General features: G+C 74.3%; 19 protein-coding genes and 1 tRNA gene. 8 read left to right on the plus strand and 12 right to left on the minus strand.

The window, feature by feature from the left end:
- Positions 1–7: 7 nt before the first annotated feature.
- The 7 genes from ACLBXP_RS06430 to ACLBXP_RS06460 form a co-directional block, all read right to left on the minus strand.
- Positions 8–1,027 (minus strand): calcium-binding protein, encoded by a 1,020-nt coding sequence (locus tag ACLBXP_RS06430; protein WP_447666764.1) that lies wholly within the window; start codon positions 1,025–1,027, stop codon positions 8–10.
- A gap of 221 nt (positions 1,028–1,248) precedes the next feature.
- Positions 1,249–1,341, minus strand: a tRNA-Sec gene (locus tag ACLBXP_RS06435).
- Between the two features lie 101 nt (positions 1,342–1,442).
- Entirely contained in the window at positions 1,443–2,882 is a 1,440-nt protein-coding gene (gene selA / locus ACLBXP_RS06440; RefSeq protein ID WP_447666765.1) for an L-seryl-tRNA(Sec) selenium transferase, read from the minus strand.
- A 43-nt stretch (positions 2,883–2,925) separates the two neighbouring features.
- Positions 2,926–4,242, minus strand: a complete 1,317-nt coding sequence (locus ACLBXP_RS06445) for an MFS transporter (RefSeq protein WP_447666766.1) — start codon at positions 4,240–4,242, stop codon at positions 2,926–2,928.
- Between the two features lie 42 nt (positions 4,243–4,284).
- Positions 4,285–4,701 carry a MarR family winged helix-turn-helix transcriptional regulator gene (locus ACLBXP_RS06450; protein ID WP_447666767.1) on the minus strand — a complete coding sequence of 139 codons (417 nt, stop codon included), beginning with the start codon at positions 4,699–4,701 and terminating at the stop codon, positions 4,285–4,287.
- 96 nt (positions 4,702–4,797) lie between these two features.
- The gene (locus tag ACLBXP_RS06455) at positions 4,798–5,418 is read right to left on the minus strand and encodes an alpha/beta hydrolase (RefSeq protein ID WP_447666768.1); all 621 of its coding nucleotides are present in this window, start codon (positions 5,416–5,418) and stop codon (positions 4,798–4,800) included.
- 76 nt (positions 5,419–5,494) lie between these two features.
- Positions 5,495–6,472 carry a ring-cleaving dioxygenase gene (locus ACLBXP_RS06460; RefSeq protein ID WP_447666769.1) on the minus strand — a complete coding sequence of 326 codons (978 nt, stop codon included), beginning with the start codon at positions 6,470–6,472 and terminating at the stop codon, positions 5,495–5,497.
- A 137-nt stretch (positions 6,473–6,609) separates the two neighbouring features.
- Between ACLBXP_RS06460 and ACLBXP_RS06465 the strand changes: the two genes are divergently transcribed.
- Positions 6,610–7,530, plus strand: coding sequence for a LysR family transcriptional regulator (locus tag ACLBXP_RS06465; protein WP_447666770.1), 921 nt, complete (start codon positions 6,610–6,612; stop codon positions 7,528–7,530).
- A gap of 17 nt (positions 7,531–7,547) precedes the next feature.
- Here the strand turns inward: ACLBXP_RS06465 and ACLBXP_RS06470 are convergent, their stop codons facing one another.
- Positions 7,548–7,895 carry an antibiotic biosynthesis monooxygenase family protein gene (locus ACLBXP_RS06470; protein ID WP_447666771.1) on the minus strand — a complete coding sequence of 116 codons (348 nt, stop codon included), beginning with the start codon at positions 7,893–7,895 and terminating at the stop codon, positions 7,548–7,550.
- A 243-nt stretch (positions 7,896–8,138) separates the two neighbouring features.
- On the opposite strand from ACLBXP_RS06470, the gene ACLBXP_RS06475 reads away from it, so the two are divergent.
- From ACLBXP_RS06475 to ACLBXP_RS06490, 4 genes are all read left to right on the plus strand, one after another.
- Positions 8,139–8,843: an ArsR/SmtB family transcription factor gene (locus ACLBXP_RS06475; protein ID WP_447666772.1), complete on the plus strand. Its 705-nt coding sequence runs from the start codon at positions 8,139–8,141 to the stop codon at positions 8,841–8,843.
- Positions 8,844–9,019: 176 nt separating this feature from the next.
- Entirely contained in the window at positions 9,020–11,170 is a 2,151-nt protein-coding gene (locus ACLBXP_RS06480; RefSeq protein ID WP_447666773.1) for a molybdopterin-containing oxidoreductase family protein, read from the plus strand.
- A gap of 115 nt (positions 11,171–11,285) precedes the next feature.
- Positions 11,286–12,341 (plus strand): ABC transporter substrate-binding protein, encoded by a 1,056-nt coding sequence (locus ACLBXP_RS06485; protein WP_447666774.1) that lies wholly within the window; start codon positions 11,286–11,288, stop codon positions 12,339–12,341.
- The gene (locus ACLBXP_RS06490) at positions 12,341–13,378 is read left to right on the plus strand and encodes a FecCD family ABC transporter permease (RefSeq protein ID WP_447666775.1); all 1,038 of its coding nucleotides are present in this window, start codon (positions 12,341–12,343) and stop codon (positions 13,376–13,378) included. Before ACLBXP_RS06485 ends, ACLBXP_RS06490 begins: the two co-directional genes overlap by 1 nt.
- 236 nt (positions 13,379–13,614) lie before the next feature.
- Here ACLBXP_RS06490 and ACLBXP_RS06495 read toward each other — a convergent pair whose 3' ends face one another.
- A complete protein-coding gene (locus ACLBXP_RS06495) occupies positions 13,615–13,941 on the minus strand; it encodes a helix-turn-helix domain-containing protein (protein WP_447666776.1) in 327 nt (108 codons plus the stop codon).
- Entirely contained in the window at positions 13,910–14,203 is a 294-nt protein-coding gene (locus ACLBXP_RS06500) for a type II toxin-antitoxin system RelE/ParE family toxin (protein ID WP_447667104.1), read from the minus strand. Before ACLBXP_RS06500 ends, ACLBXP_RS06495 begins: the two co-directional genes overlap by 32 nt.
- A 388-nt stretch (positions 14,204–14,591) precedes the next feature.
- Between ACLBXP_RS06500 and ACLBXP_RS06505 the strand changes: the two genes are divergently transcribed.
- The 3 genes from ACLBXP_RS06505 to ACLBXP_RS06515 all read left to right on the plus strand — a co-directional run bounded on the left by ACLBXP_RS06505 (position 14,592) and on the right by ACLBXP_RS06515 (position 18,071).
- Positions 14,592–15,362, plus strand: a complete 771-nt coding sequence (locus ACLBXP_RS06505) for an ABC transporter ATP-binding protein (RefSeq protein ID WP_447666777.1) — start codon at positions 14,592–14,594, stop codon at positions 15,360–15,362.
- A 145-nt stretch (positions 15,363–15,507) separates the two neighbouring features.
- Positions 15,508–16,557 carry a substrate-binding domain-containing protein gene (locus tag ACLBXP_RS06510; protein WP_447666778.1) on the plus strand — a complete coding sequence of 350 codons (1,050 nt, stop codon included), beginning with the start codon at positions 15,508–15,510 and terminating at the stop codon, positions 16,555–16,557.
- A gap of 290 nt (positions 16,558–16,847) precedes the next feature.
- Entirely contained in the window at positions 16,848–18,071 is a 1,224-nt protein-coding gene (locus tag ACLBXP_RS06515) for an ABC transporter substrate-binding protein (protein ID WP_447666779.1), read from the plus strand.
- Positions 18,072–18,159: 88 nt separating this feature from the next.
- Here the strand turns inward: ACLBXP_RS06515 and ACLBXP_RS06520 are convergent, their stop codons facing one another.
- Together ACLBXP_RS06520 and ACLBXP_RS06525 are read right to left on the minus strand one after the other, a co-directional pair.
- The gene (locus ACLBXP_RS06520) at positions 18,160–19,323 is read right to left on the minus strand and encodes an iron-containing alcohol dehydrogenase (RefSeq protein ID WP_447666780.1); all 1,164 of its coding nucleotides are present in this window, start codon (positions 19,321–19,323) and stop codon (positions 18,160–18,162) included.
- A gap of 149 nt (positions 19,324–19,472) precedes the next feature.
- Entirely contained in the window at positions 19,473–20,390 is a 918-nt protein-coding gene (locus ACLBXP_RS06525; protein ID WP_447666781.1) for a LysR substrate-binding domain-containing protein, read from the minus strand.
- Between the last annotated feature and the right edge of the window lie 91 nt (positions 20,391–20,481).

Genomic DNA, 20,481 nt, shown 5'->3' on the forward strand with positions numbered 1-20,481 from the left:
CCGGGGATCAGGCGAAGAAGGCGGCGTTGACCTCGGCCGCCCGGACGCCGGCCAGCTCGATGGTGCCGCCCCCGGAGAGCGTCAGCAGCGCGTTGCCGGTGGTGGTCGTCCCGACCGTGTAGGTCTGCCCGTTGAGGAGGAGGCGGTCGCCGCCCGCCTGGCTGAAGCCGAGGATCAGGTCCGGCCCCGAGTTGAGCCCGAAGGCGTAGCGGTCCGCCCCGAGGTCGCCCGACAGGACGTCGCCGCCGAGATCGCCCGACAGGAAATCGTCGCCCTGGCCACCGTAGAGGGTGTCGAGGCCCTGCCCGCCGAAGAGCGAGTCGGTGCCGATGTTGCCCAGCACGATGTCGTTGCCGAAATTGCCGAAGATCAGGTCGTCCTGCTGGCCGCCGAACACCGTGTCGGTGCCCTGGCCGGCGTAGATCGTGTCCAGGCCCAGGTTACCGAACAGGGAATCGTCGCCGAGGTTGCCGAAGATGAGGTCGTCGCCGCCGGCCCCCAGGACGGTGTCGTTGCCCTCGCGCGCGACGATGCTCTCGCCGATGCCGGAGCCGAAGATGAAGTCGCTCGTCGCGAAGCCGTCGATGGCCGAGCCGTTCTGGAAGATGACGTTGATCGCGAACTGGCCCGCGTAGACGTCCGTGGTCGCGAAGTTGACCGAGATGGTCCGGTCGTCGAACGTGACCTGCCCGGGGCGGAGATCGGGCGAGCTGTAGGCCTGGTCGACGCCGTAGCCGCGGATCGCCGGGAAGGCGGCCGACAGGCCCCGGATCGAGATGCCGTCGAAGGCGAAGTCGCGGTAGTTCCGGAAGCGCGTCTCGTCGGCCTTGTACTGGATGCGCGTGCTGGTGATGTCGATGTCCGCGTTGACGATGGTGTGCGCATCGCGGGGGTCGTTGTCGAACCGCTGGATGTCGAGGAATTCCGTCGAGAGCGGCGACACGGTCGCCACCTGCGCAGTCATGACCGGGGTGCCGTAGTTCGGATAGTAATAATCCAGCGACACCTGCTGATCCAAGTAGCTCATGACGACCCCGATTCCTGCACGAAAACCGCAGGAACGAGACGACGGACTGTCTATCGGCGCAACGATAAACTTGGCCGCAACCGAAAAGCGGGCGGAGTCAAAAAGCGTTAACGCCCTACCGCGCCGGCGGGCGGGACCGCGATCCCGCCCGGTCCGGCTACGTCCAAAGCGTGACGGCGGGTCCGGGATTAAAACGGCCGGCGCCGCCGATGGCGGGGAATTGGCGGAAGCGGATGGGAATCGAACCCACCGCACGTGTTGAGCGTGCCGCTGGTTTTGAAGACCAGGAGGGCCACCAGACCCCGTTCGCCTCCGGGATCGCTGATAGCAGGCCGGGCGCCGCCGCGACAGGGGCCAAGGCGTCGCGACAGAAGGCGGCGCGAGAGGAGACGTCGCGACGGAAGGCGGCGCGGCGTCAGGGCATCTCCAGGCCGTCGAGGGCGGCGAGGAAGCCGGCCTCGTCCTCCAGGGTGCGCAGGTCGAGGCGCAGCGCCCCGTCGCCGACCCGCCCGATCACCGGCACCGGCAGGGCGCGCAGGGCGGCGGCGAGGCGGTTGAGCCAGGCGCCGCTGCCCTTGACTGCACTGCCGGGCGGCCGCAGCGCCAGGCAGGCGCTCGGCAGGCTCTCGACGGGCAGCGCCCCGGAGCCGATCTGGCTCGTGCAGGGCTCGACCGCGACGGCGGCGCGGGCGCCGAGGCGGGCGGCGACCTCGGGCAGCAGGCGCTCGGCCTGGGCGCGGATCGCCGCCGCGTCCCGGGTGAGGAGGCGGAGCGTCGGCAGGCGCGCGCGCAGGGTCTCGGGGTGGAGGTAGAGCCGGAGCGTCGCGGCGAGCGCCGCGTAGGTCATCTTGTCGACCCGCAGGGCGCGCTTCAGGGGGTGCCGGCGGATCCGGGCGATCAGGTCGCGCCGCCCGGCGATCAGCCCGCACTGGACCGCGCCGAGGAGCTTGTCCCCTGAGAAGGTGACGAGGTCGGCCTGCGCCAGGGCCGCCCCGACGGTGGGCTCCGGCGGCAGGCCGTAGGCGGCGAGGTCGACGAGGCTGCCGCTGCCGAGGTCGACCGCGAGCGGCACGCCGCGCTCCGCGCAGAGGCGGCCGAGCTCGGCCTCCGGCACCGCCGCCGTGAAGCCCTGGATGGCGTAGTTGCTCGGGTGCACCTTCATGACGAGGCCGGTGCGCGGCCCGATGGCCTCGGCGTAGTCCCGCAGGTGGGTGCGGTTCGTGGTGCCGACCTCGACGAGGCGGCAGCCGGCCGCGGCCATCACCTCCGGCACCCGGAAGGCGCCGCCGATCTCCACGAGCTCGCCGCGGGAGACGGGCACCTCGCGGCGGCGGGCGAGCGCGCTCAGCACGAGGAGCACGGCGGCCGCGTTGTTGTTGACGACGATCGCGGCCTCCGCCCCGGTGAGCCGGCAGATCAGCGCCTCGGCGTGGTCGTCCCGCTCGCCCCGCGCGCCCCGGGCGAGGTCGAATTCGAGGTTGCAGGCCCGGGTCATCACGGCGGCGGCCGCCGCGGCGGCCTCCGGCGGCAGCAGCGCCCGGCCGAGGTTGGTGTGCAGCACCGTGCCGGTGAGGTTGTGCACGGGGCGCAGGCTGGGCCGGCTCTCCGCGGCGAGGCGCGCCTCCGCCCGGGCCAGCAGGGCGGGGGCCTCGGCGAGCGGCGCGCGGCCCGCCCGGATCTCGGCGAGCACGGCCCGGACCGCCGCCGTCACGGCGGAGCGGCCGTAGGCCTCCGCGAGGCCGCCGGCGCCCGCCAGCAGGCGCTCGACGGAGGGGGGCCGGGCCGGGGGGTGGCCCCTGTCCGGATCCGGGCTGGGATGGTCCGGCCTGATCCGGTCCGGCTTGGTCTCGTCCATGGCCCAAGCCCTACCACGCCCGGCGCGCCGGGGCAGCGGTGCCTCAGGCGCCGGCCGGCCGCGCGTCGCCGGCCAGCGCCTCCGCGGCCTGCGGGCGCTGGCCGACGAACAGCGCCATCAGGGCGGCGACGAGGCAGAGGATGCCGGCGGCCATGAAGGCCGGGCCGTAGTCGCCGGTGCCGGTCCGGACCGTGCCGGCCGCCCAGGCCGCCGCGGCGGCCCCGATCTGGTGGGCGGCCGCGATCCAGCCGAACATCAGCGCCGCGTTGTTCTCCCCGAAGGCGCGGCCGGCGAGGTTCACGGTGGGCGGCACCGTGGCGATCCAGTCGAGGCCGTAGAACACCGCGAACAGGGACAGGCCGTAGAAGGACAGGTCGAAGGACCAGGGCAGGAAGATCAGCGAGAGGCCGCGCAGCCCGTAGTACCAGGCGAGCAGCTTGCGGCTGTCGAAGCGGTCGGTGAGCCAGCCCGAGGCGGTGGTGCCGAGGAGGTCGCAGAAGCCCATCAGCGCGAGGAGCCCGGCCGCCGTCACCTCCGGGATGCCGTGGTCGAGGCAGGCCGGGATCAGGTGGGTGCCGACGAGCCCGTTGGTGGAGGCGCCGCAGACGAAGAAGGTGCCCGACAGGAGCCAGAAATCCCGCGAGCGCAGGCCCGCCGCGAGCGCCGTGAGCGCCCGCCGCGCCGGGTTCACGCCGGGGGCCGCGGGCGGCTGCAGGGCGGTCTCGCCGTAGCGCGGCAGGCCGAGGTCGGCCGGGCGGTCGCGCATCAGCAGCGCCACCAGCGGCACGAGCCCGAGGGCGGTCGCGGCCACCACGAGGGCCACCGTGCGCCAGCCGTGGTCGACCACGAGGTGGGCGAGGAGCGGCAGGAAGACGAGCTGCCCGGTGGCGCTGCTCGCGGTCAGCAGGCCGAGGACGAGGCCCCGGCGGGCGCCGAACCAGCGGCCCGCCACGGTGGCGCCGAGGACGTTGGCCACCATGCCGGTGCCGGACCCGACGAGGACGCCCCAGAGGGCCACCATCTGCCAGGGCGCCCGCATGAAGATGGTGAGGGCGGTGCCGAGCGCCAGCACCGCGAGGGCGACGCAGACCGAGCGGCGCAGGCCGAAGCGCTCGATGATCGCCACCGCGAAGGGCCCGACCATGCCGTAGAGGAAGATGTTGAGGGCGATGGCCCCGCTGATCGTCGCGGTCGACCAGCCGAACTCGCGCTCCCAGGGCACGATCATCACGCTCGGGCTCGCCCGCACGCCGGCGCCGACGAGGAGCACCAGGAAGGTCACGGCCGCGACGGTCCAGGCGTAGTGGAGCCGGGCAGGGGGAGGGGTGGGGCGCGAGGTCGGCTGGGCGGCGGGGTTCATCGGGGGCTTCCGGCGTCTCGGGAGGCGGGATCGGAGCGCGCGTCAGGCCCGCGGCAGGGCGTCGATCCGCGCGGCGAGGCTCGCCACGAGGGCGGGCTCGACGAGGCCGGCCACCTGCGCCTGCGCGGCGCGCCAATGGGGCAGGGCGGCCGCGATGGCGGCGGTGCCGGCTTGCGTGAGGTGGGCGACCCGCTCGCGCTGGTCGCGCTCCCCCACCGCGAGGCGGACGAGGCCGCGCCGCTCCAGCGGGTCGAGGTTGCGGCCCATGGTGGAGCGGTCCAGCGCCGCCTCCGCGGCGAGGCGCGTCACCGCCACCGGCCCGAGCCGGGCCAGGGTCCGCAGGATCGCGAACTGCGTCACCCGCAGGCCCGCCGGGCGCAGGGCGGCGTCGTAGGCCGCCGTCACCGCGCGGGTGGCGCGGCGCAGCGTGGCGCAGGTGCAGGGTGCGTCGGATTCCATGGTGCGGGTATATGCCCGCGTCTCGGCGATGGCAAGCGGGACGTCGAGGTCCGGCCCACGGTTCCGGGGGCGGCGACGTCGCCCCCGGGCGGCGCGTCAGCGCAGGGCGTCGAGCCAGGCCTGCGTCAGGCTCAGGTCGGCCTGGCCGAGGCCGTGGCCCGCGGGGAGGGTGCGGTGCTCCACCCGGGCGCCGACCGCCCGCAGGCTCGCCGCGAGGGCGGCGGGGCTCTCCGGGGGCGCCACCGGGTCGGCGGCGCCGGAGAGCATCAGCACCGGCCGGCCCGCGAGGTCGGGGACGGAGGGCGCGGCGAGCGGCGCCATCGGCCGCAGCAGCGCGGCGCCGGCGAGCGCCTCCGGGTGCAGCAGCAGCAGGGCGGCGGCGATGTTCGCCCCGTTCGAGAAGCCCACCGCCACCGGGGCCGCGAGGCCGTGGCGGGCCCGTGCCGCCGCCACGAAGGCGGCGAGGTCGGCCGCGCGGGCGACCACGTCCGCCTCGTCGAACACGCCCTCGGCGAGGCGCCGGAAGAAGCGCGGCATCCCGTTCTCCAGCACCGGGCCGCGCGGGGACAGGAGGGCCGCGCCGGGGCTGAGCGCCCGCCCGAGGGGCAGGAGGTCGTCCTCGTCGCCCCCGGTCCCGTGCAGGAGGAGGAGGGGCGCACGCCCCGCCGCGCGGGCGGGCTCGAAGCGGTGGGCGAAGCCCGCGAGGGTCTCGGTCATGGCAGGATCTCCCGGGGGTGTGCGCCGCCCGCGGAGGCGGGCGGCGCGGTCTTCAGGCAGGGGTTCGGGCGTGGCCTCAGGCGACGACCTCGGGCGCGCGGGCCGTCCCGGCCTCGGCGGGGTCGAGCGGGGGCAGGGCGTCCGCGATCGTGGCGCGGTGGGGCTCCAGCGCCGGCGGCAGCTTCAGGGTGCGGCCGAGCTCGGCCGCGGGCTCGTCGACCGCGAAGCCCGGCGCGTCGGTGGCGATCTCGAACAGCACGCCGCCGGGCTCCCGGAAGTAGACCGAGCGGAAGTAGGCGCGGTCGCGCTGCTCGGTGACCGATAGGCCGTGGCCCTCCGTCAGCCGGGCGACCATCGCGGCCTGCGCCGCGTCGTCGGCGGCCCGGAAGGCGGCGTGGTGCACGGTGCCGGCCCCGGGGCGCCCGCGCAGGAACCCGCCCACCGCCCGCAGCGTCACGGTGCCGCCGGCCCCGGCGGAGAACCGCGTCCGCACGCCCTCCCGGCCCGTCTCGCTGAAACCCAGCACATCCGTGAGGATCGCGGCCGTGGGGCCGGCCTCGGCCAGCAGCAGGGTCACCCCGTGCAGGCCGCGGATCGCGTGCTCGGCCGGCACGTCGGAGCCGGTCACGGCGTCCGCCGCCTCGTCCCCGTCGACGCCGACCAGGGCGAGGGCGGTACCGTCGGGGTCGCGGAACGGCAGCACCGTCTCGCCGAAGATCTGGGCGGGCGCCTCGAAGGGCACGCCCATGGCGACGAGGCGCTGCGTCCACCAGCCGATGGAGCCCCGCGGCACCCGGAAGGCGGTCTCGCTGCTCTCGCCGATGCCGGCCCGGCCGGGCGCGGCGTGGGCGAAGGGGAAGAAGGTCAGGAGGCTGCCGGGGCTGCCGGCCTCGTCGCCGTAGTAGAGGTGGTAGGTGCCCGGGTCGTCGAAGTTCACGGTCCGCTTCACCAGCCGCAGGCCGAGGACGCGGGTGTAGAAGTCGCGGTTGCGCCGGGCCGGGCCCGCGATGGCCGTGACGTGGTGGATGCCGTGCTGCGTGCTGGACTGGGTCATGGGTCCGGTCTCCTCGGGCGGGTCGCCGGCTCTCGCCGGCAGTCTGCATTGCCTGGCACCCAATCTGGCCCTTGCCCCGCATGGCCGAAACGGAAACGATGGAAACCCATCGTTTCCGGATCCGGACCCAAAACCCCATGCGCCTTCCCGACTTCGAAGCCTGGGCGGTCTTCGCCAAGGTGGCCGAGACCGGCGCCTTCGCGCGCGCCGCCGAGGATCTCGGGCTCTCGAAGGCCACCGTCTCGAAGGCGGTGGCCCGCCTCGAGGCGCGCCTCGGCAGCCCGCTGTTCCACCGCACCTCCCGGCGGCTCGCCCTCACCGAGGCCGGGCGGCTCGCCCGCACGGATGCGGCGGCCCTCCTCGCCGCGGGCGAGGCCGCCGAGGCGCGGGCGCTCTCCGGGGCGGCGAGCCTGCGCGGCACGGTGCGGCTCGCCGCGCCGATGTCGTTCGGGGTGCTGCACGTCGCCCCGCGCCTGCCGGACTTCCTGGCCGCGCACCCGGAGGTGTCGGTGGACCTGCACCTCAGCGACGCCCTCGTCGACCTCGTGGGCGGCGGCTTCGACCTCGGGTTGCGGATCGCCGCGCTGGCCGATTCCTCGCTGCGGGTGCGCCGGCTCTGCGCGGTGCGCCGCTCCCTCGTGGCGACGCCGGCCTACCTCGATCGCCACGGCCGGCCCGGCCACCCGCGCGACCTCGCCGCCCATGCCTGCCTGGGCTACGCCTACCTGCCGACGCCGGACCGCTGGCACTTCCGGGCGGAGGACGGCCAGGAGGCCGTCGCGAGCCCCCGCGGGCCGCTGCGGGCGAACAACGCCGACGCGCTGACGCCAGCGCTGCGCGCTGGGCTGGGACTCGCCGTGCAGCCGGACTTCATGATCTGGGAGGACCTCGCGGCCGGGCGCCTGGAGCGGGCGATGCCGAGCTGGGCGCCGCCGCCCATCGCCCTCAACCTCGTGATGCCGCCGGGGCCCCTGCGGCCCGCCCGGGTCACCGCCCTGATCGGCTTCCTGGAGCGGGCGCTCGCGGGCGCGCCCTGGGCGAGCGGGGAGGCGGCCTGAGGTTCAGGGGCCCGGGGTCAGGCCGCGTGCGCGGCCCGGCTGTCGGCGGGCGCTTCCGCCCGGTCGGTCAGGCCGTAGTCGCGCACCACGCCGGCGATGCGCAGGCGATAATCCCGGAACACCCCGGCCCGGCCCCGCGCCTGGGTCGCACGGTGGCCGGGGCGCTCCCGCCAGGCCCGGACCGCGGCCTCGTCCCGGAAGAAGGAGAGCGAGAGCAGCTTGTCGGGATCGGTGAGGCTGCGGAAGCGCTCCACCGAGATGAAGCCGTCGACGGTGGAGAGGTCTTCCCGCAGGGCCGCGGCGAGGCCGAGGTAGTCCTGCATCCGCCCCTCGGCGGGCCAGACCTCGAAGATGACGGCGATCATGGCGCGGCCCTCCGCGGCGGGGCGCTCCGGGCGCGGGCGGGGCGGGGGATCATCGGCGAAGGACGCATGGCAACGGACCTCGTGAGGGGCGGACGCACGGACGCGGATCGGCCGGCGCGCGTCGCCCGGATCTCCCGAACCTAGCGCGGGACGCGGGCGCACGCTTCGGCCACCGCCGAAGCATGCCGGCAGCCGGGATGCTAAATTCTTGTCTGTCACGGCTACGAACCCGGGGAGGCCGGCATGAAGGACGGACCCGTCATCGCCGCGGTCGCGGCGCTCGTCGGCGACCCCGCGCGGGCGAACATGCTGACGGCGCTGATGGACGGCCGCGCCCTCACGGTGAGCGAGCTCGCCCAGGCCGCGGGCGTCACCCTGCCGACCGCGAGCGGCCACCTCGCCCGGCTCGACGCGGCCGGGCTGGTGGTCGCCGAGCGGCAGGGCCGCCACCGCTACCACCGGCTCTCGGGCCATGACGTGGCGCAGGTGCTGGAAGGCCTGATGGGGCTGGCGCAGCGCACGGGCGCCGTCCGGGCGCGGACCGGCCCGCGGGACCCGGCGCTGCGCGAGGCGCGGGTGTGCTACGACCACCTCGCCGGCGCCCGCGGCGTGATGCTGATGCGGGGGCTCGCGGCCCGCGGCTGGATCGAGGACGGCGCCGCGCCGGGCCTGACCCCGCGGGGGCGCGCCGCTCTGTGCGCGGCCGGCATCGACGTCCCGGCCCTCGAGCGGGGCCGGCGCCCCCTGTGCCGCGCCTGCCTCGACTGGAGCGAGCGGCGCAGCCACCTCGGCGGCGCGCTCGGCGCGGCGCTCCTCGACCACGTGCTGGCGCGGCGCTGGGCCCGGCGCGGGGCCGGGCGCGTCGTCGCCTTCAGCCCCGCGGGCCTCGCGGCCTTCGGGGCCGCGTTCGGGCCCGCCGCGCAGGCCGGCCCGGACGACGGGGCCTGATTCCGGCGGCGTCCTGCAGGATCGTGCCTGCTTTCGGGCGGGACGGGCCCGGCGCGGGCACACCCGCCGTTTGACAGGCGGCGAGTTTAGAACTTTTCTGCCTTCCGGCACGGCCGGGGGGCGAGGATCGCCCGCGGCCGGCCACGCAGCGACCCGGGGCGCCCGGCGGAGGGACCATGAACGAGATCGTCGACCCCGAGACCCTGCTCGACGGCAAGACCGAGACCTTCTTCGGCGCCTGCCCGCACGACTGCCCCGACACCTGCTCGATGCTGTTCGAGGTGAAGGACGGCGAGCTCCTGAGCGTGCGCGGCAACCCGGTCCACCCGATGACCCGCGGCGGCCTCTGCGTGAAGCTGAAGGACTACGAGAAGCGCCACTACCACCCGGACCGCCTGCTCTACCCGATGAAGCGCGTCGGTCCGAAGGGCTCCAAGCAGTTCGAGCGGATCACCTGGGACGAGGCGCTGGACACCATCGTCGCGCGCTGGACAGCGATCATCGCCGAGCACGGACCCCAGGCGATCATCCCCTACAGCTACCTCGGCAACCAGGGATTGGTGCACGGGCTGAACGGCGGCGACGCCTTCTTCAACCGCATGGGCGCCACCGTCACCGAGCGCACCTTCTGCGGCGAGGGCTCCTGCACCGCCTGGCTCCTCACCGTCGGCCCGACGGCGGGGCTCGACCCGGAGAGCTACATCCACTCCAAGTACATCGTGATCTGGGCCTGCAACTCGGTCAGCACCAACCTGCACCACTGGGCCATCGTGAAGGACGCGCAGAAGAAGGGCGCCAAGGTCGTCGTCATCGACGCCTACGCGTCCCGCACCGCCAAGGCGGCCGACTGGCACATCTGCCCGAAGCCCGGCACCGACGGGGCGCTCGCCATGGCGCTCATCAACTCCATCATCGCGCAGGGCCTCGTCGACCAGGACTACGTGGACAACCACACGGTCGGCTTCGAGGAGCTGAAGGAGCGCGCCGCCGACCGCACGCCCGAATGGGCCGCGGAGATCACCGGCGTCTCCGCCGACGACATCCGCAAGCTCGCCCGGGAGATGGCGACCGAGCAGCCGGTGGGCATCCGCATGGGCGTGGCGCTGGAGCGGCACTACGGCGGCGGCCAGACCATCCGGGCGGTCACCTGCATCCCGGCGCTCACCGGCGCCTGGCGCCACGTCGGCGGCGGCGTCACGCAGTTCCCGGTCTGGGAGCACCCCTACCGGTTCGACGTGATGTGCCGGCCCGACCTGATCCCCGAGGGCACCCGCGTCGTCTCGAACCTGCAGATCGGCCGCGCGCTCACGGGCGAGATGCCCCTCGACCCGCCGATCCGCTCGATGATGTGCTGGAACTCGAACCCCGTGACGCAGGCGCCCGAGACCGACAAGATCGTCGAGGGGCTGATGCGCGAGGACCTGTTCCTGGTCTCGGCCGAGCACTTCATCTCGGACACCGCCTCCTACGCCGACATCCTGCTGCCGGCCACCATGGGGGCCGAGATGGAGGACATGATCCTCTCCTGGGGCCACCTCTACCTGACCTACAACACCAAGTGCGCCGAGGCGCCGGGCGAAGCCATCCCCAACAACGAGATCTTCCGGCGGCTCGCCGCCCGGCTCGGCTACGAGGAGGAGAACTTCAAGTGGAGCGACAGCGAGTGCCTTGAGCACTACGTCGACTGGTCCGCCCCGGCCTGCGAGGGCTACGACCTCGCCTACATGCGCGAGCACGGCTTCGCCCGGCTGAAAGTGGGCACGCCGGACGACCGGGCACCCCACCGGGAGGGCAACTTCCCGACGCCCACCGGCAAGTGCATGCTCAAGGTCGAGGGCGCCACGAACTTCGTCGCGCCGCCCTTCCGACAGATGTACGAGGGCTTCCAGCCCGGCGAGGCGCTGGACCCGCTGCCCGACTACGTCGGCGCGCGGGAATCCCACACGAACGATCCGGAGCTGGCAAAGCGCTACCCGCTCAACATCGTCTCGCCGAAGAGCCACTACTTCCTGAACTCCTGCTACGCGAACATGGAGGACAAGCAGAAGGGCCAGGGTGAGCAGTTCGTGATGATCAGCCGGGCCGACGCCGAGGCGCGCGGCATCCTCGACGGAGACCGCGTGCAGGTCGCCAACGCCCGCGGCGCTTTCAAGGGCGTGGCGCGCATCACAGACGACGTGCGCCACGGCGTCGTGGTGGCGACGCTGGGCTACTGGCGCCAGCACAACGAGGGCACGGTCAACAGCATCTCCTCGGCGGCCTTCACGGACATGGGCCACGCGCCCTCGTTCTCCGACAACCTCGTCGAGGTCTCGCGCGCGAACTGAGGCTGCGGGGCCGGAGGACGCCTCCGGCCCCCGATTTGGGTCCGCGGCGCCGCATAGGCGGGCCGGCGGCGAGCCGCTAGGGTGCCGGCCGTCCACGACGGAGAGCCCCCGCGCGATGATCCGCCCCCTCTGGGTCCGCCTTCATTGGGTCCGCCCCTTCGGCCTGCTGGCCGCCCTGCTCGCGGCCGTCCCCGCCGCCGCGCGGCCGGTCACCGACGCGGCGGGCCGCACCGTCGCGGTGCCCGGGACGGTCGCCCGGGTGCTGCCCGCGGGCCCGCCCGCCTCGGTGCTGCTCTACACCCTCGCGCCGGGGAAGATGGCCGGCTGGGTGCGGGCGCCGAGCCCCGCGGAGGCGGCCCTCCTCGCCGCCCCCGCCCGCGACCTGCCGGGCTACGGCCGGCTGACCGGGCGCGGCGGCACCGCCAACGTCGAGGCGGTGCTGGCGGCGGCCCCCGACCTCGTCCTCGACGTCGGCAGCACGGGCCCGACCTACGCGTCGCTCGCCGACCGGGTGCAGGCGCAGACCGGCATCCCCTACCTCCTCCTCGACGGCACGTTCGCGGGCCTGCCCGAGACCTACCGCCGCCTCGGCGCGATCCTGGGCGTCGAGGCCCGCGCCGGGGAGCTCGCGGACGACGCCGCCGCGACGATCGCCGAGATCGCCGCCCGGGTCGCGACCGTGCCGGAGGCCCGGCGGCCGCGGGTCTATTACGGGCGCGGCCCCAAGGGACTGGAGACGGGGCTCGCGGGCTCGATCAACGTCGAGATCCTGGAGGCCGCGGGCGCCCGCAACGTCGCGGCAGCGGCCGGGACCGGCGGCCTCGCGGCGGTCTCGCCCGAGCAGGTGCTCGCCTGGGACCCCGAGGTGATCCTCACCGTCGACCCGGCCGTGCAGGCGGCCTTCCGCACGGACCCGCTCTGGAGCGGGGTCGCGGCGGTGCGGGCGAACCGGGTCTACCGGGCGCCGGCCCTGCCCTTCGGCTGGTTCGACGCGCCGCCCGGCGTCAACCGGCTGATCGGCCTGCGCTGGCTCGCCAAGCTCCTCTACCCGGACCTCTTCCCCGAGCCCCTCGGGGCGACCGTGCGGACCTTCTACCGGCGCTACTACCACGTGGACCTGAGCGAGGCGCAGCTCGCCGCCCTCCTCGACGGCACCGGGACCGCGCCCTGATGCGGGCGGCGATCCTGGCCCGGCCGCGGGCCTCCGCGCTCGCCCGCGTCGCGCTGCCGGCGCTGGCGCTCCTGCTCCTCGTGCTCCTGTCCCTCGGCACCGGGCGCTACGGCGTGCCCCTCGGCGACGTGCTGGCGATCCTCTTCGAAAAGCTTCTCGGCCCCGCGGCGCAGGTCGATGCCACCGCCCGCACGGTGGTGCTGCAGGTGCGCCTGCCCCGGGTGGCCGCGGCCCTCGTGGTCGGGGCGGCCCTCTCGGCGGCGGGGGCGACCTACCAGGGCCTGTTCCGCAACCCGCTGGTCTCGCCCGACATCCTCGGCGTCTCCGCGGGGGCGAGCCTCGGGGCGGTGCTCGGCATCTTCCTCGGGCTGCCGGCGGCCGTCGTGCAGGGGCTCGCCTTCGGGGGCGGGCTCGCGGCGGTGGCGGCGGTCTACGGCGTCGGCGCCGCGGTGCGCCGGCACGACCCGGTGCTGACGCTCGTCCTCGCGGGCGTCGCCGTGGGGGCGGTGCTCGGCGCCGGCATCGCGCTCCTCAAGGTGCTGGCCGACCCCTACAACCAGCTGCCCGCCATCACCTACTGGCTGCTGGGCAGCCTCGCCTCGGTCACCCTCGGGGATGTCGGCGCGATCCTGCCGGCCATCGCCCTCGGCCTCGTGCCCCTGGTGCTGCTGCGCTGGCGCGTGAACCTGATGAGCCTCGGCGACGAGGAGGCCCGGGCGCTCGGCGTCGAGACCCGGCGCCTGCGCCCCCTCCTCGTCGCCGCCGCGACCCTCGTGACGGCGGCGGCCGTCTCGGTGACGGGGGTGATCGGCTGGGTCGGGCTGATCGTGCCCCACGTCGCCCGCCTCCTCGTCGGCCCGGACTTCCGCCGCCTGCTGCCGGCCTCGCTCCTCCTCGGCGCCGCCTACCTCACCGGCGTCGACCTCGTGGCCCGCACCGCCGGCCGCATCGAGGTCCCCCTCGGCATCCTCACGGCGCTGATCGGCGCGCCGTTCTTCCTGTGGCTCCTGGCCAGCGGGCGGCGGGGCTGGGGGTGATCAGCCCTTGCGGCCGCCCCCGCGGGCGGTCTCCGCGCGCGGGGGGGAAGGCCAGCTCGACGCCGGTTGCTCAGCGCCGCCACGATCCGCGACCGGCGGCGGTCGTAGCGGACGGAGACGGCGTGGCCTGCCGCGCGGAGCACCGCCATGCGCTGCTCGGGCTCGCCCCTGGACCGCGTCCCGATCGTCGCACGGGGCTCACACCGCGCCAGCCGGCGAGGGTTCAGGGCTGCTAGTCAGATGATCGCGTCGATGCCCTTATGGGCCGCGAGCGAAAGGAGCTTGAGTGAGGGCCCGCTCGGCTTCTTCTCACCCCGCTCCCACTGGCTGACCAGCGATGTGGTCACGTTGAGGGCCAGGGCGAAGATGGCTTGGCTCATCTTCGCTGTTTCCCGGATGCGCTTGATCGCCTCCGGCGCCAAGGGCTCCACAGGCGTGAGGCAGGCGACATCAAACCGGCGCAGAGTTGCCTTGTCGATCGCCCCAACCGCCCGGGAATCCACTGCGGCCAGGTGAAGCGACCGAAGTGCATCACTTCGGTACGTCTTCTTCGAGCTGCTCATCCTCGATCCGTCTCCATCCGCGCTCGATGACGAGGCGGGAAAATTGTTCATCGGTATGCTTCGCCAACTGCTCGGCGTAGTCGTGATAGGCGACCTGCTCCTTCTTGGTCAGGTTCGCTCGTTCGCTCTTGGCGAACATGTGCAGGAACACGGCGACCTTGCCACGCTTGTAGAACAGGATGGTACGGAAGCCGCCCGAGCGGCCCTGCCCTCGGCGTGCAACGCGCTGCTTGATCAGATAGCCTCCGAGAGGCCCGTCGATCTAATTGCGCTCGGCACGGGCGACCACTTCCCGCAAGTCGTCGTCAGAGACGTCCTCCTTCGCAGCAAGCTTCGAGAACGCGGACGTGGCGTAAGTCTTCATAGCTTCTTCCGCCAGGACGAAGCCCGACATGGATTCCGAGCATGTGGCGACTTCCTTCCAGGGGTCGCCCTATTGTCATGTGCTTGAGCGGTTTTCCTGTATTACGGCCGCACTTTGACAGGAGCCAGCTGCGCGCTGCACCGAACGGTGCTGCCCTCGGCGCAGGGGACGCGTCCCGCAACGGGTCTAACTATAGAACTCGGTACTATGTTTCAAGGGCGGGTCGAGGACGACGGGCATGCGCCATCGTATCGGAACCCGCGCGATCGAGATATGGCCTCCCCCCATGCTCAGCGTCGAGAACCTCGCCTTCGGCTACGGCGCCCGCACGGTCGGGCAGGGGGTCAGCTTCACCCTGGCGGCGGGCGAGACCCTGTGCCTGCTGGGGCCGAACGGGGGCGGCAAGACCACCCTGTTCAAGACGCTGCTCGGCCTGCTGCCGGCGCAGGGGGGCCGCGTCCGCCTCGACGGCGCGGACATCGCGGGCTGGCCGCGGGCGCAGGTCGCGCGGGCGATCGCCTACGTGCCGCAGGCCCATGCGGCGCTCTTCCCGTTCACCGCGGAGGCGGTGGTGCTGATGGGGCGCGCGAGCCGGATCGCGCCCTTCGCGAGCCCCGGGGCGGCGGACCGCGCGGCGGCTGCCGCGGCGCTCGCGGCGCTCGGCATCGGGCACCTGGCGGACCGGGTCTACACGGAGCTCAGCGGCGGCGAGCGCCAGCTCGTCCTGATCGCCCGCGCGCTCGCCGGCGAGCCGCGCCTCCTCGTGATGGACGAGCCGACCGCGAGCCTCGATTTCGGCAACCAGGCGCGGGTGCTCGGCGAGATCCGCCGCCTGCGGGCCCGGGGCATCGCGGTGGTGCTCGCGACGCACGATCCCGGCCACGCCTTCCTGTGCGCCGACCGGGTGGCGCTGCTGCAGGGAGGGCGCCTCGCCGCGCTCGGGGCCCCCGCCGAGACGATCACCCCGGAGAGCCTGCGCGGGCTCTACGGCGTGGCGACCGCCGTGGTGCCGCTGCCCGGCCACGGCACCACGGTCTGCACGCCGCTGCTGCCCTGACGGGCCGCCGGCGGGGGACGGCGCGGCGGGGCCCCGCCCCAACCCCCGGATCCTCGTGCTATGGGGGTCCGCGTGGGCCCGCGCGCGCCCCGCGCCGGCGCGGGAGGCGGGCCCCTTGGCTCTCGGACGAGGTCGCGGCGGCCCCATGGATGCACCTTCGGTCAACGACGCCGTCGCGGTGGAGCTCGGCCTCGGCGGCCTCCTGCGGGTCGGCCCGCGCCGGGTCGCCGTCGCCGACGCGCTCACCCTGCTCGCGGCGATCCACGCCACGGGCTCGGTGCAGGGGGTCGCCACCGAGCTCGGCCTGTCCTACCGCGCCGCCTGGGACCGGCTGCGGACCCTGGAGGCCGCCCTCGGCCGCCAGCTCGTGCAGAAGACGCGGGGCCACGGCAGCGCCCTGACCCCCGCCGGGGAGGCCCTGCGGGAGGCCCTCGCGGTCGCCGCCTCCGGGCTGTCGGCCGCGCTGGCCCGGGAGGGCCGGGCGGTGGAGCTGCGCCTCAAGGCGCTCCTCGGCACCCCGGCCCCGCGCCTGTCGATCGCGGCGAGCCACGACCTCCTTCTGATGGAGGCGATCGAGGCGGCCGGAGAGGCCGACGCGCTGGCCGACGTCCAGGCGGAGGTGGCCGTGGTGGGCAGCCACGAGGCGGTGGCCCGCCTCCTCGACGGGCGGGCGGACGTGGCGGGCTTCCATTGCGGGGCGCTGCCGCTCGCCGCCGCCGGCGCCCCCTTCGCGGACCTGCCCGCGCATCCGGGCCTCGTGGTGCGGCCGCTGTTCGAGCGCGAGCAGGGGCTGCTGCTCGCCCCCCGCAACCCCCTCGGCATCCGCGACCTCGGCGACCTCGCGGGGCGCCGCGTCCGCTACGTCAATCGCCAGAAGGGCTCCGGCACGCGGCTCTGGTTCGACCGGCTCCTCGCCGAGCACGGCATCGCGCCGGGGGAGATCGCCGGCTACGGGGTCGAGGAGTTCACCCATCAGGCGGTGGCGGCGGTGATCGCCACCGGCGCGGCCGATGCCGGCCTCGGCGCCCGCTCGGCGGCCGAGCGCTTCGGCCTCCACTTCCTCAGCATCGGCTGGGAGACCTACCACCTCGCCGCGGCCGCCGCCCTGCCGGAGCCGGTGCTGGACCGGCTCGCCGCCGCGGTCGCCGCGCGCGTCGCCCGCAGCCCCGGCTACAAGGTCCCGGCCCGCGCCTGAGGGGGCCGCGACCTATGACATTCCCGGGGCGATCGTCGCGCCGGGGCACCCGCCAACTGAATTCAATCTTGCCGAGGCGCGCGGGCGCTGCGCAAGATCGCCCCGCGGCGGCCGGGAACCAGCAACGCGGGCCGGCCGCACCCGCCCCGGGCCGCCGACGCCCCGAGGAGCCCCGCGCGGGCCCCCGGCGACGGCCCGGACCCGACCGCCGTGCCTCGTGGGAGACCCCCGCGGGACCGGGCGGCGCGGACGGGCGGGTTCAGCGCATCGCACACGGGAGGAATTCGGGAATGAAGACACGCAACGGCCTCGCGCTCGCCGCGACGCTCCTGCTCGCCGGGCCCGTCCAGGCGCAGGACGGCGCCTTCTCGGGCGGGGCGATCAAGATCGGCGTCCTGAACGACCAGTCGGGCACCTACGCCGAGTTCGGCGGACGCTCCTCCGTCGAGGCCGCGAAGATGGCGGTGGAGGATTTCGGGGGCAAGCTCAACGGGACCCCGATCGAGATCCTCTCGGCCGACCACCAGAACAAGGCCGACATCGCCTCCTCCATCGCCCGCGGCTGGTACGACCGCGACGGCGTCGACGTCATCGTCGATCTCACCACCTCCTCGGTGGCTCTCGCGGTGCAGGGCCTCTCGAAGGAGAAGAAGAAGATCACCATGGTCACGGGGGCCGCGACCAGCGAGCTCACCGGCAAGCAGTGCACGCCCTACGGCTTCCACTGGGCCTACGACACCCGGGCGCTCGCGGTCGGCACCGGCGGCGCGCTGGTGCAGCAGGGCGGCGACACCTGGTACTTCCTCACCGCCGACTACGCCTTCGGCTACTCGCTGGAGGAGGAGACGAGCCGCTACGTGAAGTCGAAGGGCGGCAAGGTGCTGGGCAGCGTGCGCCACCCGCTCGCCGCGCAGGACTACTCCTCCTTCCTGCTGCAGGCGCAGGGGTCCGGCGCCAAGGTGATCGGCCTCGCCAATGCCGGCAACGACACCGCCAACGCCATCAAGCAATCGGCCGAGTTCGGCATCGTGGAGGGCGGGCAGCGCCTCGCCGCGCTGCTCTTCACCCTCGCCGAGGTGCACGGCCTCGGCCTCAAGGTCGCCCAGGGGCTGACGCTGACGGAGGGCTGGTACTGGGACCTCAACGACGAGACCCGGGCCTTTGGCCAGCGGTTCCTGAAGCGCACCGGCAAGATGCCCAACATGGTCCATGTCGGCACCTACTCGGCGGTGCTGCAGTACCTCAAGGCCGCCAAGGCCGCGGGCACCGACGAGACCGATGCGGTCAACAAGCAGCTCCGCACGATGCCGGTCGACGACGTGTTCGCCCACGGCGGCAAGGTGCTGCCGAACGGCCGCATGGTGCACGACATGTACCTGTTCGAGGTCAAGAAGCCGGCCGACTCGAAGAGCGAGTGGGACCTCTACAAGCACCTCGCCACGATCCCCGGCGCGGAGGCCTTCGCCAAGGCCGAGGAGAGCGGCTGCCCGCTCACCGTGAGCGCCGCGCGCTGACGGCGGCCTTCGGGCGACGCGACCGTCCCCCTCGCCCGTGCGCGAGGGGGACGGTCCAAGGGACTTCGGGCTTCCGGCACCCCGCGCCTCACCCGTCCCAGACCTCGCGGTAGAGGTCCACGATCGCCTCCGCGCTCGGCTCGACCGGGTTGTTGGCCGGCGAGCCTGAGGCCAGCGCCTGGCGGGCCATGAGGGGCAGCAGGGTCGCCCAGCGCTCGGCGTCGAGGCCGTAGCTGCGGGGGGAGGGCACGTCGAGGTCGTCGTTGAGCTCGACGAGGGCCGCCACCAGCCGCTCGCAGGCCGCCGCGTTGCCGTCGCTGTCCTGCGCGACACCCATGGCGCGGGCGCAGTCGGCGTAGCGGCCGGGCGCCGCGTTGATCGAGAAGCGGGTCACCGCCGGCAGCAGCATGGCGTTCGAGAGGCCGTGCGCGACGTGGAAGTGGGCGCCGATCGGCCGGCTCATCCCGTGCACCAGGGCGACCGAGCTGTTCGAGAAGGCGATGCCGGCCTGGGTCGCGCCGAGCATCATCGCCTCGCGGGCGTGGCGGTCGCCCGGGTCGGTCCAGACCCGGCGCAGGTTCGGGGCGATCGCTCGCATGGCGGTGAGCGCGAAGCCGTCCGAGAACGGGTTGGCGCGCCGTGACACGTAGGCCTCGATCGCGTGGGTCAGGGCGTCGATGCCGGTGTCGGCGGTGAGGCGCTTGGGCTTCGTCAGCGTCAGCTCGTAGTCGACGAGGGCGGCCACGGGGAGGTAGGCGAGGCCGATGCAGAGCATCTTCTCGTCGGTCTCGGCGTCGGTGACGATGGTGAAGCGGGTCGCCTCCGAGCCGGTGCCGGCGGTGGTCGGGATCGCGATGATCGGCAGGCCGGGCTCGTCCTGGACGTGGGGCGCCTTGTAGTCGCGCATGTGGCCGCCGCGGCGGGCGAGCACCGCCACCGCCTTGGCGGTGTCCATCGGGCTGCCGCCCCCGAAGCCGACGACGCAATCGTGCTCGCCCCGGCGCAGTGCGGCCAGCGCCGCCTCGACGGCGTCGACGGTCGGGTCCGGCACCGTCTCGGAGAACACCACGGCCGCGATGCCCCGCGCGGCGAGCCGGGCCATCAGGGTCTCGACCCGGCCGTTGCCGGCCAGGAACGGGTCGGTGACCACGAACGGCCGGCTCAGGCCGAGCTGGCCCAGCACCTCCGGCAGGAGCCCCGAGGCTCCGGCCCCGATCCGCATCAGGCGGGGCAGGGCGATCGCGCTGACCATGGTCTCCTCCGGCTTTCTTGTCCGTGGGCCCTGGCGGGGCCGGGTGGGAACCGAGGCTGGCGCGGTTCGGGGCCGCCCGCAAGGGTTGCGGGGGCCCGCCGCGAGACAGGGACGGCCGATTGCGTGCGCCCCGGCGCGGGCGGGTCCCCTCAGCCGGCCGGCCCGGCAAACAGCGCCTGGGCGGCCGCGACCTCGGCGGCGATGAAGGCCGCGACCTCGCGGATGTGGGCGGCCTTCCGGTGGTCCTCGTGGATGTGCATGTGGAAGGCGCGGGTCAGGGAGAGCTCTCCCGGCAGCACCGGGACCAGCCCCGGATGGGCCGCCGCGATGAAGGCCGGCAGGATGCACAGGCCCGCCCCCGCGAGGGTCGCGTGGACCTGGGCGAGGAGGTTCGTGCTGCGCAGGCGCGCGGCCACCTCCGGCCCGACCACGTTGAGGTAGTTGAGCTCCTTGGCGAACAGCATGTCCTCGATGTAGCCCACGAACGGGTGCGCGCGCAGGTCGGCGACGGTTCGGATCGGGGGCGCCCCGGCGAGGTAGGCCGGCGCGGCGTGGACATGCAGGCGGTAGTCGGTGAGGCGGCGGGCCACCACCCGGGCCTGCTGCGGGCTCGACAGGCTGATCACGATGTCGGCCTCCCGCTTCGAGAGGCTGAAGATCCGGGCTGTGGCCAGGATCTCGACCTCGAGCCCCGGGTGGCGCGCGGTCAGCCGGTGCATGCGGGGCGCCAGGAACACGCTGCCGAACCCGTCCGGGGCGCCGATCCGCACGGTGCCCACGATGGTGCGGGCCGTGGAGCCCGCCCCGGCGGTGGCCGCCACGAAGGCGCTCTCCATCGCCTCGGCGGCGGCGAGCAGCCCCTCGCCGGCCTCCGTCAGGCCGTAGCCGAGGTGGCTGCGGTGGAACAGGCGCAGGCCCAGGCCCTCTTCGAGCCCCTGGATGCGGCGCGCCACCGTGGTGTGCTCCGTCGCGGTGCGGGCAGCCGCGGCCGTCAGCGTGCCGGCCCGCGCCACCGCCAGGAAGAAGCGCAGGTCATCCCAGTTCCGCCCCGGCCTGCGGCCCCCCATCGCACGCCCCCGATCCCGCGCGGTGATCCGCCCCGACTGTGCATGGATGCACAGCCGATGGGAAGACGCGGCGCTTTGCCGTGCGCGAAAC

This window comes from Methylobacterium sp. A54F, from assembly GCF_053346035.1.

Excerpts from the sequence above, each read along its gene's own strand:
- ACLBXP_RS06470 (WP_447666771.1), bottom strand. The coding sequence starts at position 7,895 with ATGATCGCCGTCATCTTCGAGGTCTGGCCCGCCGAGGGGCGGATGCAG.
- ACLBXP_RS06515 (WP_447666779.1), top strand. The coding sequence starts at position 16,848 with ATGAAGACACGCAACGGCCTCGCGCTCGCCGCGACGCTCCTGCTCGCC.
- ACLBXP_RS06445 (WP_447666766.1), bottom strand. The coding sequence starts at position 4,242 with ATGAACCCCGCCGCCCAGCCGACCTCGCGCCCCACCCCTCCCCCTGCC.
- selA (WP_447666765.1), bottom strand. The coding sequence starts at position 2,882 with ATGGACGAGACCAAGCCGGACCGGATCAGGCCGGACCATCCCAGCCCG.
- ACLBXP_RS06520 (WP_447666780.1), bottom strand. The coding sequence starts at position 19,323 with ATGGTCAGCGCGATCGCCCTGCCCCGCCTGATGCGGATCGGGGCCGGA.
- ACLBXP_RS06450 (WP_447666767.1), bottom strand. The coding sequence starts at position 4,701 with ATGGAATCCGACGCACCCTGCACCTGCGCCACGCTGCGCCGCGCCACC.
- ACLBXP_RS06430 (WP_447666764.1), bottom strand. The coding sequence starts at position 1,027 with ATGAGCTACTTGGATCAGCAGGTGTCGCTGGATTATTACTATCCGAAC.
- ACLBXP_RS06455 (WP_447666768.1), bottom strand. The coding sequence starts at position 5,418 with ATGACCGAGACCCTCGCGGGCTTCGCCCACCGCTTCGAGCCCGCCCGC.
- ACLBXP_RS06480 (WP_447666773.1), top strand. The coding sequence starts at position 9,020 with ATGAACGAGATCGTCGACCCCGAGACCCTGCTCGACGGCAAGACCGAG.
- ACLBXP_RS06525 (WP_447666781.1), bottom strand. The coding sequence starts at position 20,390 with ATGGGGGGCCGCAGGCCGGGGCGGAACTGGGATGACCTGCGCTTCTTC.
- ACLBXP_RS06485 (WP_447666774.1), top strand. The coding sequence starts at position 11,286 with ATGATCCGCCCCCTCTGGGTCCGCCTTCATTGGGTCCGCCCCTTCGGC.
- ACLBXP_RS06495 (WP_447666776.1), bottom strand. The coding sequence starts at position 13,941 with ATGAGCAGCTCGAAGAAGACGTACCGAAGTGATGCACTTCGGTCGCTT.
- ACLBXP_RS06505 (WP_447666777.1), top strand. The coding sequence starts at position 14,592 with ATGCTCAGCGTCGAGAACCTCGCCTTCGGCTACGGCGCCCGCACGGTC.
- ACLBXP_RS06490 (WP_447666775.1), top strand. The coding sequence starts at position 12,341 with ATGCGGGCGGCGATCCTGGCCCGGCCGCGGGCCTCCGCGCTCGCCCGC.
- ACLBXP_RS06475 (WP_447666772.1), top strand. The coding sequence starts at position 8,139 with ATGAAGGACGGACCCGTCATCGCCGCGGTCGCGGCGCTCGTCGGCGAC.
- ACLBXP_RS06460 (WP_447666769.1), bottom strand. The coding sequence starts at position 6,472 with ATGACCCAGTCCAGCACGCAGCACGGCATCCACCACGTCACGGCCATC.
- ACLBXP_RS06510 (WP_447666778.1), top strand. The coding sequence starts at position 15,508 with ATGGATGCACCTTCGGTCAACGACGCCGTCGCGGTGGAGCTCGGCCTC.
- ACLBXP_RS06465 (WP_447666770.1), top strand. The coding sequence starts at position 6,610 with ATGCGCCTTCCCGACTTCGAAGCCTGGGCGGTCTTCGCCAAGGTGGCC.